General features: G+C 73.0%; 10 protein-coding genes. 8 read left to right on the top strand and 2 right to left on the bottom strand.

The genetic code is table 11. The features are described 5' to 3' along the window. Positions 1-85: 85 nt before the first annotated feature. Entirely contained in the window at positions 86-559 is a 474-nt protein-coding gene (locus ACZ7RU_RS10225; protein ID WP_470340430.1) for a DoxX family protein, read from the top strand. Between the two features lie 108 nt (positions 560-667). On the opposite strand, the gene ACZ7RU_RS10220 is transcribed toward ACZ7RU_RS10225, so the two are convergent. Then, entirely contained in the window at positions 668-2,149 is a 1,482-nt protein-coding gene (locus ACZ7RU_RS10220) for a SulP family inorganic anion transporter (RefSeq protein ID WP_470340591.1), read from the bottom strand. 769 nt (positions 2,150-2,918) lie between these two features. Between ACZ7RU_RS10220 and gcl the strand changes: the two genes are divergently transcribed. The 4 genes from gcl (at position 2,919) to ACZ7RU_RS10200 (ending at position 7,440) form a co-directional block, all read left to right on the top strand. Next, positions 2,919-4,700 carry a glyoxylate carboligase gene (gene gcl, locus ACZ7RU_RS10215; protein WP_470340429.1) on the top strand — a complete coding sequence of 594 codons (1,782 nt, stop codon included), beginning with the start codon at positions 2,919-2,921 and terminating at the stop codon, positions 4,698-4,700. A 157-nt stretch (positions 4,701-4,857) separates the two neighbouring features. Beyond that, a complete protein-coding gene (locus tag ACZ7RU_RS10210) occupies positions 4,858-5,346 on the top strand; it encodes a glutathione peroxidase (RefSeq protein ID WP_470340428.1) in 489 nt (162 codons plus the stop codon). Between the two features lie 199 nt (positions 5,347-5,545). Continuing rightward, positions 5,546-6,121 carry a nuclear transport factor 2 family protein gene (locus ACZ7RU_RS10205; RefSeq protein WP_470340427.1) on the top strand — a complete coding sequence of 192 codons (576 nt, stop codon included), beginning with the start codon at positions 5,546-5,548 and terminating at the stop codon, positions 6,119-6,121. Between the two features lie 107 nt (positions 6,122-6,228). Beyond that, positions 6,229-7,440: a hypothetical protein gene (locus ACZ7RU_RS10200; RefSeq protein WP_470340426.1), complete on the top strand. Its 1,212-nt coding sequence runs from the start codon at positions 6,229-6,231 to the stop codon at positions 7,438-7,440. Positions 7,441-7,546: 106 nt separating this feature from the next. Here ACZ7RU_RS10200 and ACZ7RU_RS10195 read toward each other — a convergent pair whose 3' ends face one another. Then, a complete protein-coding gene (locus tag ACZ7RU_RS10195) occupies positions 7,547-8,467 on the bottom strand; it encodes a LysR family transcriptional regulator (protein WP_470340425.1) in 921 nt (306 codons plus the stop codon). 96 nt (positions 8,468-8,563) lie between these two features. Here ACZ7RU_RS10195 and ACZ7RU_RS10190 point away from each other — a divergent pair, with 96 nt between their 5' ends. From ACZ7RU_RS10190 to ACZ7RU_RS10180, 3 genes are read left to right on the top strand one after another with little or no spacing between them, the layout of a single operon-like run. Continuing rightward, complete coding sequence (locus ACZ7RU_RS10190; RefSeq protein WP_470340424.1) at positions 8,564-9,268, top strand: succinate dehydrogenase cytochrome b subunit; 705 nt, start codon at positions 8,564-8,566, stop codon at positions 9,266-9,268. After that, positions 9,265-11,208 (top strand): fumarate reductase/succinate dehydrogenase flavoprotein subunit, encoded by a 1,944-nt coding sequence (locus ACZ7RU_RS10185; protein WP_470340423.1) that lies wholly within the window; start codon positions 9,265-9,267, stop codon positions 11,206-11,208. The genes ACZ7RU_RS10190 and ACZ7RU_RS10185 overlap by 4 nt, the downstream gene beginning before the upstream one ends. Next, the gene (locus ACZ7RU_RS10180; RefSeq protein ID WP_470340422.1) at positions 11,205-11,942 is read left to right on the top strand and encodes a succinate dehydrogenase/fumarate reductase iron-sulfur subunit; all 738 of its coding nucleotides are present in this window, start codon (positions 11,205-11,207) and stop codon (positions 11,940-11,942) included. The genes ACZ7RU_RS10185 and ACZ7RU_RS10180 overlap by 4 nt, the downstream gene beginning before the upstream one ends. Positions 11,943-12,230 lie beyond the last annotated feature (288 nt).

Below are 12,230 nucleotides of genomic sequence, written 5' to 3'. Positions count from 1 at the left end.
TCTGACGGAGCATTGCCAACGGAACTGGGCCAAGGCTACCCTTACCGCTCCCGTCCACCTCCTCCCCCCACAGGAGGCGTTTCGCATGCCCGCACAGCAGCCCAACCACCCCCGCCAGACCCTCGACGCCGTCAGACCCGTCGTGCTGACGGCGTTTCGGATCGTCGTCGGCCTGCTCTTCGCCTGCCACGGCGCCGCCTCGTTGTTCGGTGTGCTCGGCGGCGCCAAGGGCGGCGGCACCATCCCGCTCGGCCAGTGGCCCGGCTGGTGGGCCGCGCTGATCCAGCTGGTCGGCGGCGCCCTGGTACTGCTCGGCGCCGGCACCAGGGTGGCCGCCCTGCTCTGCTCCGGCTCGATGGCCTACGCCTACTTCACCGTCCACCAGGAGCACGCGCTGCTGCCGCTGCAGAACGGGGGCGAGCTCTCGGTGATGTACTGCTGGGCGTTCCTGGTCATCGCCACGCTCGGCTCCGGCCCGTACGCCCTGGACCGCCTGCTCACCCGGCAGCCCGTCGCCGCGTCGGCCGAACCGGCGGCCCGGCCCACGTCGACGGTCTGACGGCCCGTCCGGCGAGAGCGCTGCGAGCACGGTTCTGCGCTCCTCGCGTCGAAAGGCACTGGTCACGGCCCGGGATTCGAACCCCGGGCCGCAACCAGGCCCTGAACGTCAGGCCACCGAGGGCAGCGGCGGTTCGACCGCCAGCGGCGCGGTGGAACGGGCCCGGTGCTGGTCGGCCCAGGAGACCAGGGCCACCGTGCAGGCGTGGTCCAGGTGGCGCAGCCCGGACCAGTCCAGCTCCACCGGCCGGTCCCCCGGCAGCCGTTCCAGGGTGTCCAGCAGCCGGGGCAGCCGCAGGAAGGTCGCGTTGCCGCTCAGCCGCACCCGGTGCAGCGGCTCCCCGGTCGGCCGTGCCTGCTCCTCCACCGCGATCTGTAGCTGCGAGGTCTGCCAGGCCGACTTGGCCACCGCCAGTCCGACACCCATCAGCACCCCTTCGAACAGGTCGGTGGCGATGATCGCGACCGCCGTCACCACCAGCACCAGCGCCTCGCCCAGGTGGCCGCGGCAGAGCGCGACGATCCGGCGCAACGGCACCAGCTTGGCACCGGCGTGCACCAGGACGGCGGCCAGCGCGGTGAGCGGGACGAGCCCGAGGGCGCCGGGCAGCAGCGCGGTGAACAGCAGCAGCCAGCCGCCGTGCAGGACCCGCGAGGCCTTGGTGCGCGCGCCGGCCTGGACGTTGGTCGCGCTGCGCACGATCACCGCGGTCATCGGCAGCGCGCCGAGCAGCCCGCAGACGGCGTTGCCGACGCCCTGGGCGGTGAGCTCGCGGTCGTAGTCGGTGCGCGGGCCGTGGTGCATCCGGTCGACGGCGGCGGCGCTGAACAGCGTCTCGGCGGAGGCGATCAGGGTGAAGGCGATGACGGTGCCCAGTCCGGCGGTGCCGACCAGGGAGGCCAGCGAGTCGCGGTCGGGCAGGTGCACCACGTCGAGCAGCCCGGCCACCCGGACCCGGGCCACCGGCAGGTCGGCGGCGGCGGTGACGGCGGCGGCCAGGCCGACGGCGGCCAGCGGGGCGGGGACGGCGCGGGCGGCGCGCTCCGGCAGGTACTTCCAGCCGACCAGGACCAGCAGGGTGCCGAGGCCGAGGGCGACCGCGCTCGGGGTGGCGTCGGCGGTCAGCACGTCGCGCAGCAGGTCGGGCAGTCCGGCGAGCTTCTCCGGCCCGGTGGCGGGGGCGCGGCGGTCGGCGAGCGCGTAGAGCTGGCCGAACACCAGGGTCAGTCCGATGCCGGCCAGCATGCCGTGCACCACCGAGGCGGACATCGCCCGGAACCAGCGGCCGAGCCGCAGGGCGCCCATCGCCAGCTGGAGGAGGCCGGTGCAGAGGACCAGCAGGCCGAGCGCGCCGACGCCGAAGCGCTGGACGGCGTCGGCGACCAGGACGGTCAGCCCGGCGGCGGGCCCGCTGACCTGGAGGCTGCTGCCGGGCAGCAGGCCGGCCACCAGGCCGCCGACGATGCCGGTGACCAGCCCGAGTTCGGCCGGGACGCCGGAGGCGACGGCCACCCCGACGCAGAGCGGGAGGGCGACCAGGAACACCACCAGCGAGGCCGGCAGGTCATGGCGCCAGGGGACGGCGCGCAGGACCGCGACCGGGGTGCGGGGACGGCCCGGCGGGCCGTGCTTGCGGAGGAGGCCCGGCGGGCTCTCGCTCCGGTGGGACGGCGGGTTCACCCGGTCACCGCCAGGGACCGGTCAGGGGTGCAGCAGCGCATGGGGACGTTCCTTCCGCGCACCCGCCGCTGCGGGCGCGCCGTTGCAGGGCGGGGAGCCGGAAAACGGGGAGCAGGAACACGGGGCCAGGAGCACGGGGAAGGGGACCGCGGAGGGGCGGCGACAGCGGTACGGCCGCGGGTCCGGTCGGACCGGAGCGCGGCGGCGGGTGTCGGGTCGGTGCGGCCAGGGGGTGCGTCCCTCGCTCGGGTGCGGCGGACCGGGCGCGCTGGTCCTGGACGGGGCCACCGGCGGAGTTCCCCCCGCTCCTCGGCGCTCCCCGATCCCCCCTGCCGCGGCCTCAGTTGGACGTCACGGGCCCGGCGTGCCACCGACGGTACCCAGTGCGGCGGGGCGGCCCCACACCCCGCACCGTCCCTTCACCGGCGCTGCACACCGGCCGCGCTTCCCGGCGCGGAACGTCCGCTTCCCCGGGTACACCAGCGCGAACGCCGTCCGGGCGTACGAATCCGGGCCGCCCGGCCGCCCCTCCCCGGCGTCCACATTCTGTTGAAGTCCCCTTGACGCCCCGACGGGCCCCGCCCTACCGTGTTTCCACATACAGAAACCATGCTTCCGTATGGTGGAATTCGCGAGATGAGCCCTCCGAGCCACTGCGGGCCGACGCAGGAGAGATCCGATGCCCCGTATGACAGCCGCCCGCGCGGCCGTGGAGATCCTGAAGCTCGAAGGCGTGGACGTCGCGTTCGGCGTACCCGGCGCGGCCATCAACCCGTTCTACGCCGCCCTGGAGGCCTCCGGCGGGATCAGGCACACCCTGGCCCGGCACGTCGAGGGCGCCTCCCACATGGCCGACGGCTACACCCGCGCCAGGGCCGGCAACATCGGGGTCTGCGTCGGCACCTCCGGGCCGGCCGGCACCGACATGATCACCGGCCTGTACGCGGCGATCGCCGACTCCGTCCCGATCCTCTGCATCACCGGCCAGGCGCCCGTCGCCCGGCTGCACAAGGAGGATTTCCAGGCCGTCGACATCGCCTCGATCGCACGGCCCGTCACCAAGGCCGCCACCACCGTCCTGGAGGCCGCGCAGGTCCCCGGGGTGTTCCAGCAGGCCTTCCACCTGATGCGCTCCGGCCGCCCCGGCCCGGTGCTGATCGACCTGCCGGTCGACGTCCAGCTGACCGAGATCGAGTTCGACCCGGAGGCCTACCAGCCGCTGCCGGTCCACAAGCCCGCCGCCAACCGCGTCCAGATCGAGAAGGCCGTCGCCCTGCTCCAACGGTCCGAGCGCCCGCTGATCGTGGCCGGCGGCGGCGTCATCAACGCCGACGCCTGCGAACTGCTGCTGGAGTTCGCCGAGTCGACCGGCGTCCCGGTGGTCCCCACGCTGATGGGCTGGGGCGCCGTCCCGGACGACCACGAGCTGAACGCCGGGCTGGTCGGCCTCCAGACCTCCCACCGCTACGGCAACGAGACCTTCCTCGCCTCCGACTTCGTCCTCGGCATCGGCAACCGCTGGGCCAACCGCCACACCGGCGGCCTGGACGTCTACACCGCGGGCCGCACCTTCGTCCACATCGACATCGAGCCCACCCAGCTCGGCCGGATCTTCGCCCCGGACCTCGGCATCGCCTCCGACGCCAAGGCCGCCCTGGAACTCCTCGTCGAGGCGGCGCGCGAACTGCGGGCCGCCGGCACGCTCAGGGACCGCGGCGCCTGGGCCGCCTCCGTCCAGGAGCGCCGGGCCCGGCTCCAGCGCCGCACCCACTTCGACGACGTGCCGCTCAAGCCGCAGCGGGTGTACGAGGAGATGAACAGGGCCTTCGGCCCGGAGACCCGCTACGTCACCACCATCGGGCTGTCCCAGATCGCCGGCGCGCAGCTGCTGCACGTCTACCGGCCCCGGCACTGGATCAACTGCGGCCAGGCCGGCCCGCTCGGCTGGACCGTCCCGGCCGCCCTGGGCGTCGCCACCGCCGACCCCGGTGCCCAGGTCGTCGCGCTCTCCGGCGACTACGACTTCCAGTTCATGATCGAGGAGCTGGCGGTCGGCGCCCAGCACCGCATCCCGTACGTCCACGTGCTGGTGAACAACTCCTACCTGGGGCTGATCCGCCAGGCGCAGCGGGCCTTCGACATCGACTTCCAGGTCAGGCTGGACTTCGAGAACGTCAACGCGCCGGAGCTGGGCGCCTACGGCGTGGACCACGTCAGGGTCGTCGAGGGCCTGGGCTGCAAGGCGATCCGGGTCACCGAGCCGGCGGGCCTGCTGCCGGCCTTCGAGGAGGCGAAGAAGCTGGCCGCCGAGTTCCGCGTCCCCGTCGTGGTCGAGGCGATCCTGGAGCGGGTCACCGACATCCCGATGGCCTCCGCCGACATCGACAAGGTCATCGAGTTCGAGGAGCTCGCGACCCGTCCGGAGCACGCCCCGACGGCGGTCAGGCCGCTGGCGCCCTGACCGGTCGCGCGCACCGGTCGCACGGGCGCCCACCCGTCGCTCCGTACGCCCCCGCGCGCCCGGAACACCGGCACGCCGACCACGGTTGATCCCGTCGCGGCCGCTACCGTGGCCCCGGAAGAGCCCGGCCCGACGACTTTCCGAAAGGACCACCACCGTGAGCCTGTACGACATCCCGCTGCGCACCCTCGCCGGCGCGCCCACCTCGCTCGCCGAGTACAAGGGCAAGGCGCTGCTGATCGTCAACGTCGCCTCCAAGTGCGGCCTGACCCCGCAGTACGAGGGCCTGGAGCGGCTCCAGCAGCGGTACGCCGGGCGCGGGTTCACCGTGCTGGGCTTCCCCTGCAACCAGTTCGCCGGGCAGGAGCCGGGCAGCGCCGAGGAGATCCGGACCTTCTGCTCCACCACCTACGGGGTGACCTTCCCGCTGTTCGAGAAGATCGACGTCAACGGCGAGGACCGGCACCCGCTGTACGCCCGGCTGACCGAGGTCGCCGACGAGGAGGGCCAGGCCGGGGACATCACCTGGAACTTCGAGAAGTTCCTGGTCTCCCCGGACGGCACCGTCGCCGCCCGCCTGCGTCCGGGCGTCGACCCGGAGGCCCCCGAGCTGATCGCCGCCCTGGAGGCCGTCCTCCCGGCCTGACGCCACCGCCCCGCCACCGCCGGACGACCCGGAGCGCCCCGCGCTCCGGGTCGTCGCGCGTCCGACTGGAGCCGGCCCCGGGGGGCGGCCGGCGGATTGCGGAGCGAAGCTTGATCTCAAGTCAACTTGAGGTTCTAGTCTTCCCGGTGTGCGGCCGAAGCGGTCGCGACACCCACCGCGATCCCCGGGAGCCACCGCGATGTCCACCACCATGACCACCCCCGTCGCCCCCACCGCCGCGGACTTCGCCGCCCTGGAGCAGCGCGTCCGCGTCCTCACCGACCGTGCCGACATCACCGGTCTCGTCGACGGCTACCTGATCAGCCTCGACACCGTGCCCCACGGCGGCGGACGGTTCGACGAGGCGTGGGCACGGCGCTACTTCACCCCCGACGTGCGGATCACCTCGCCGGTGGGGGAACACGAGGGGATCGACGGACTGGCCGAGTCCGAGCAGGCCACCCTCGGGAAGTTCGAGCGGACCCAGCACGTGGGCGCCAACTACATGATCGACCTGGACGGGGACCGGGCCACGGTGCGCTGGAACGCCCTGATGACCCACGTCCACCTCGCCTCGACCCAGCAGGCGCGGGGCGAGGAGCCCGGGGGCCACTTCGACGTCGGCGGCACCTTCACCGGCGAGGCGGTGCGCACCTCCGACGGCTGGCGGCTGCGCCGTCTGGAGGTGCGGGCCGTGTGGACGAACGGGAAGGGCCCGCTCGTCCTGACCCCGAAGGCCGAGGCGACCCTGCGCGACCTCGCGGGCGGGGCGTGACGGCGGACGGGGCGTGACGGCGGCCGGAGCCGGCCGGATGTTGCGGACATGCTCAGCGCGCGCCTAGCCTCGGTGCCCATCGCCCCCTTCCCGCGGAGAGGACCGCCTTGATCACTCGTCACCTCAGGACCGCCGCCCGAGCACTGCTCGCGGCCGGTCTGCTCGTCACCGGCGCGCTCGTCGGCGCACCGCCCTCGGCCGCGGCCGCCGCGGCACCGACGGCCCTGACCGCCTCCGACTACACGCTCACCGCGGACTACCACCGGTTCGACACGCTCAACTCGGCGCTCGTCACGGCACTGGGGACCTCCCCCGTGCACACGGTGATGGAGAACGCGAACCACGACCGGCAGTCGCTCTCCTCGTCCTTCTCCGTCAACGGCCTGTCCACCGGCTTCCGGTTCGACGACGGCGACGACTCCGACTGCCAGAGCGTCCCGCAGGGCATCACCACGAGCCGGGACGCCGTGGGGACCGCGGACAGCGGCAACTACGACGGCCATCAGCTCGTCCTGGTGAGCTGGTACACCACGGACGGCTGCGGCGGCACCCAGCAGCGCAGCCGGATCACCCTGGTCGACTGGGACGCCACCTACCCCAACACCTACCGCAAGATCCTCCTGGTGGAGCCGACCGGCACCGCTGAGGCGCCGGACTTCAAGGACATCCCGATCCACGCCGGCGGCGTCTCCTGGTACGGCGACCACCTCTACGTCGCCGACACCGGGCTGGGCATGCGGGTCTTCGACATGCGCAAGATCCTCAACACCGACACCGGTGGCACCGCCGACCAGATCGGCCGCCAGTCCGGCTCCGTCTACTACGCCCACAACTACGCCTACGTCCTGCCCCAGGTCGGCACGATCACCTCCCACGCGCCGTCCGGCAAGAGCCTGGTGTGGTCGTCGGTCTCCCTCGACCGGGTCAGCAAGTCGATCGTGATGACGGAGTACACCTGCCAGGCGGACTGCACCAAGTACCCCAACCGCCCCCCGCGGGCGGTCCGCTTCCCGTTCGCCTCCGGGGCGACGACCTTCGCCGCGACGACGACCGCGAGCCAGGCCCTCCAGCTGCCCTGGTACAACCTCAACGGCGTCGCCTCCCACAACGGCCGCTGGTGGTTCAACTCCTCGCGACAGAAGCAGCTCTACTACTGGACCCCGACCGCCGGCCCCGCCACCTTCCCCTGGGTGAGCGGCGGCGAGAGCCTCTCCTACTGGGAGGACGCCACCGCCGCCGACCTGCTGTGGTCGCTCCAGGAGACCACGGGCGGACGCAACGTCTTCGCGGTCACCCAGGCCACCTACGGCGGCGGCTGAGCACACGGCCCGGCGGAGCCCACGGCCCGGGGCCGCGACACCGTCCGCAGTGGACGGCGCCGCGGCGCCGGGCCGACCGCCGCCACCGGACGACGCCCGCCCGAGGTCACAGCAACAGCCGGGTGCCCGGCGGCAGTTCGCCGTCCCGGGCGGCGCCGTGGAGGTGCGCCAGCAGGGTGGTGCGCAGCGCCTCCGCCGCGCGGGTGAGCGGCACCTCGTGGCCGTGGGCGACCGCGATGGTGCGGCCCAGGCCCGGCCCGGCGAACGCGGTCACCGCGAGGCCCGAGCGGGCGGCCACCATGCCGGGGACGACGGCGGCCCCGAGCCCGGCCCGGACGAAGCCCAGCACGGCGTCCATCTCACCGCCCTCCACCGCGAACCGCGGCTCGAACCCGGCCGCCCGGCAGGCCGCCAGGGTCGCCTCGCGGAGGTCGTAGCCCTCCCGGAACATCACCAGCGGACGGCCCTCCAGCTCCGCCACTCGGACCCTGCGCCGGGCCCACCGCTCGGCCGCGACCAGCACCAGCTCCTCGTGCAGCAGTTCGGTGACCGCCAGGGCGGGCGCCTGCTCGCCGCTGGGCCGGGTGATGATCAGCGCGAGGTCCAGCTCCCCCGCCGCCAGCCAGCCGACCAGGTCGCGCGAGCCGCCCTCGCGGACCACCAGGGTCACCCCCGGGTAACGGTCCCGGAACACCCGCAGCACGTCCGGCACCAGGCTGGTGCACAGGCTCGGCGGGGCGCCCAGCCGCACCCGGCCGCGGCGCAGCTGGACCGTCTCCTGGACGGCCAGCCGGGCGCTCTCGGTGTCGGCGAGGATGCGCCGGGCCAGCGGCAGCAGGGCGTCCCCGGCGTCGGTCAGCGCGATGTTGCCCCGGGTGCGGTGGAACAGTTCGGCGCCCAACTCCCGTTCCAGCGCCCGGATCTGCTGCGAGAGCGACGGCTGGGCGACGTGCGCCGCCTCGGCCGCCCGGGTGAAGTGCCGGGTCTCGGCGACGGCCAGGAAGTAGCGGAGTTGCTGGAGCTGCACAGGGCCAGGATAGGCCGCATCGATAGCTGGTGCCTATCGTCGTGAGCCGCATCATGTCTTGGACGTACCCTGACCCCCGTCCCTACCGTTGCTGCCATGACAACCGCGACTCGGACGGCCCGGCACCCGTCCACCCTGGCGATCCTGTGGCGGTCGACCGTCGGCAAGAAGGCGGTCATGGCCGTCACCGGACTGGTCATGCTGCTGTACCTGGTCGCGCACATGCTGGGGAACCTCAAGGTGTTCCTCGGCCCGGACGACATCAACGGCTACGCGGCCTGGCTGCGCACCCTCGGCCAGCCCTTCCTGGGCCACGAGTGGTTCCTGTGGATCGCCCGGGCCGGCCTGCTGGCCGCCGTGGTGCTGCACGGCGTCTCCGCGTACCAGCTCAGCCGCCGCGACCTCGCGGCCCGCCCGAGCGGGTACGTGCACCGGCGCCGCCGCGCGAGCTACGCGACCCGGACCATGCGCTGGGGCGGGGTGATCCTGGCGCTGTTCGTCGTCTGGCACGTCCTCGACCTCACCACGCTGACCGTGAACCCGGCCGCCGAGCACGGCCACCCGTACCAGAACATCGTGGCCTCCTTCGGCCGCTGGTACGTCGACGTGTTCTACGTCGTCGCGATGCTGGCCGTCGGCCTGCACATCCGGCACGGGTTCTGGAGCGCCGCCCAGACCCTCGGTGCCAACAACGCCCGCCGCGACCGGGCGCTGAAGCTGATCGCGAACGGACTGGCCCTGGTGCTGACGGTCGGCTTCCTGTCCGTCCCCGTCGCCGTGATGACCGGAGTGGTGAAGTGAGCTACCTGGATTACACCCTCGGCGAGCCGGTGGCCGATACCAAGGCCCCCGCCGGCCCGATCGAACAGCGCTGGGACCAGCGGCGGTTCGACGCCAGGCTGGTCAACCCGGCCAACCGGCGCAAGCACACCGTGATCGTGGTCGGCACCGGCCTGGCCGGCGGCGCGGCCGGCGCCACCCTGGCCGAACAGGGCTACCACGTGGTCCAGTTCTGCTTCCAGGACTCCCCCCGGCGCGCCCACTCGATCGCCGCCCAGGGCGGCATCAACGCGGCCAAGAACTACCGCAACGATGGCGACTCGGTCCGCCGGCTGTTCTACGACACCGTCAAGGGCGGCGACTTCCGCGCCCGCGAGTCCAACGTGCACCGGCTGGCCCAGGTCTCGGTGGAGATCATCGACCAGTGCGTGGCCCAGGGCGTGCCCTTCGCCCGCGAGTACGGCGGCCTGCTGGACACCCGTTCCTTCGGCGGCGTCCAGGTGTCCCGGACCTTCTACGCCCGCGGCCAGACCGGCCAGCAGCTGCTGCTCGGCGCCTACCAGGCGCTCTCCCGGCAGGTCGCCGCCGGGAACGTGGAGCTGCACCCGCGCACCGAGATGCTCGACCTGCTGGTGGTCGACGGCCGGGCCCGCGGCATCGTCGCCCGCGACCTGGTCACCGGCGAGATCCGCAGCTACACCGCCGACGCCGTGGTGCTCGCCACCGGCGGCTACGGCAACGTGTTCTACCTCTCCACCAACGCCAAGAACTCCAACGCCACCGCGATCTGGCGGGCGCACCGACGGGGCGCGTACTTCGCCAACCCGTGCTTCACCCAGATCCACCCGACCTGCATCCCGCGCTCGGGTGACCACCAGTCCAAGCTCACCCTGATGAGCGAGTCGCTGCGCAACGACGGCCGGATCTGGGTGCCGAAGGCGAAGGGCGACGACCGGCCGCCCGAGCGGATCCCGGAGGAGGAGCGGGACTACTACCTGGAGCGGATCTACCCCGCCTTCGGCAACCTGGTGCCGCGCGACATCGCCTCCCGGGCCGCCAAGAACGTCTGCGACGAGGGCCGCGGCGTCGGCCCCGGCGGCCAGGGCGTCTACCTGGACTTCGCCGACGCGATCCGCCGGATGGGCCGGGACGCCGTCGAGGCCAGGTACGGCAACCTCTTCGAGATGTACGAGCGGATCACGGCCGAGGACCCGTACCGGGTGCCGATGCGGATCTACCCGGCGATCCACTACACGATGGGCGGGCTCTGGGTCGACTACGACCTGCAGACCACCGTGCCCGGCCTGTTCGCGATCGGGGAGGCCAACTTCTCCGACCACGGCGCCAACCGGCTCGGTGCCAGCGCGCTGATGCAGGGCCTGGCCGACGGCTACTTCGTGCTGCCGCCCACCATCAACGACTACCTGGCCCGCCACCCGCTGCCGGCCGTGCCCGCCGACCACCCGGTGCTCACCGAGGTGGAGGCCGAGGTCGAGGACCGGCTCAACCTGATCCTCTCGGTGGACGGCGACCGCACCCCGGACTCCTTCCACCGCGAGCTCGGCGAACTGCTCTGGGACGAGTGCGGGATGGCCCGCGACGCGGCCGGGCTCACCCGGGCGCTGGAGCGGATCCCGCGGCTGCGCGAGGAGTTCTGGCGCCGGATCAGGGTGCCCGGCACCGGGCAGGAGCTCAACCAGTCGCTGGAGAAGGCCAACCGGCTGGTCGACTACTTCGAGCTGGCCGAGCTGATGTGCCTGGACGCGCTGCACCGCGCCGAGTCCTGCGGCGGCCACTTCCGCACCGAGAGCCAGACCCCGGAAGGCGAGGCCGCCCGCCGCGACGAGGAGTTCTCCTACGCCGCCGCCTGGGAGTTCACCGGCACCGGCGAGGCACCCGTCCTCCACCGCGAGGACCTCGTCTTCGAGTACGTCCACCCCACCCAGCGGAGCTACGCATGAACCTCACCCTGCGCATCTGGCGCCAGGAGGGCCCGGACGCACCCGGCTCGATGACCACCTACCGGGTCGGCGGGATCAGCCCTGACATGTCCTTCCTGGAGATGCTGGACACCCTCAACGAGGAGCTGATCACCCGCGGCGACCAGCCGGTCGCCTTCGACCACGACTGCCGCGAGGGCATCTGCGGCGCCTGCGGCATGGTCATCAACGGCCAGGCGCACGGCCCCGAGCGCACCACCACCTGCCAGCTGCACATGCGGCACTTCCAGGACGGCGACACCATCGACGTCGAGCCCTGGCGGGCGGCGGCCTTCCCGGTGGTCAAGGACCTGGTGGTGGACCGCTCGGCCTTCGACCGGATCATCGGCTCCGGCGGCTACATCACCGCGCCCACCGGCAGCGCCCCCGAGGCGCACGCCACGCCCGTCCCCAAGAAGGCCGCCGACACCGCCTTCGAGCACGCCGAGTGCATCGGCTGCGGCGCCTGCGTGGCGGCCTGCCCGAACGGCTCGGCGATGCTCTTCACCTCCGCCAAGGTGGTGCACCTCAACGTGCTGCCGCAGGGCGCGCCGGAGCGCTCCGCCCGGGTGCGGAACATGGTCTCGGCCATGGACGCCGAGGGCTTCGGCGGCTGCACCAACACCGGCGAGTGCGCCACCGCCTGTCCCAAGGGCATCCCGCTGCCCAGCATCGCGGCGATGAACCGGGAGTTCCTGCGGGCCGCCCGCGGCTGACGACTCCCTCTCCCCCGGTACCGTCCGTCCCTCGGACGGTCGGCCCCCGCTCTGGTGCTCAGGCGGGGGCCGACGTCCCTCCGGCGGGGCGTGCGGCGGGAGTTCGCGCTCCCCGTACGGGTGGTGGATCGCCGCGAGCGGTGCTTCCTGACGGAGAATCGCGCTACGGTGGTGCTCCGCTACGGAGGGACGGCATATGCCCGAGGTTCAGTCCTGTTCCGGTTGCGGCGGGTCCGGGGGGACCCAGAAGACCGAGGCAACGGTCGAACTGGACGAGGAAGGAAGCAT

The sequence above is a fragment of the Kitasatospora sp. NPDC114501 genome, from assembly GCF_055633695.1.
Note: the sequence above shows the minus strand (reverse complement) of the source record. Positions and strands in the feature narration are given on the sequence as shown.

What these genes read in the sequence shown, in the direction of transcription:
- ACZ7RU_RS10225 (WP_470340430.1), top strand. Translation starts at nt 86, where the DNA reads ATGCCCGCACAGCAGCCCAACCACCCCCGCCAGACCCTCGACGCCGTC.
- gcl (WP_470340429.1), top strand. Translation starts at nt 2,919, where the DNA reads ATGCCCCGTATGACAGCCGCCCGCGCGGCCGTGGAGATCCTGAAGCTC.
- ACZ7RU_RS10205 (WP_470340427.1), top strand. Translation starts at nt 5,546, where the DNA reads ATGTCCACCACCATGACCACCCCCGTCGCCCCCACCGCCGCGGACTTC.
- ACZ7RU_RS10190 (WP_470340424.1), top strand. Translation starts at nt 8,564, where the DNA reads ATGACAACCGCGACTCGGACGGCCCGGCACCCGTCCACCCTGGCGATC.
- ACZ7RU_RS10180 (WP_470340422.1), top strand. Translation starts at nt 11,205, where the DNA reads ATGAACCTCACCCTGCGCATCTGGCGCCAGGAGGGCCCGGACGCACCC.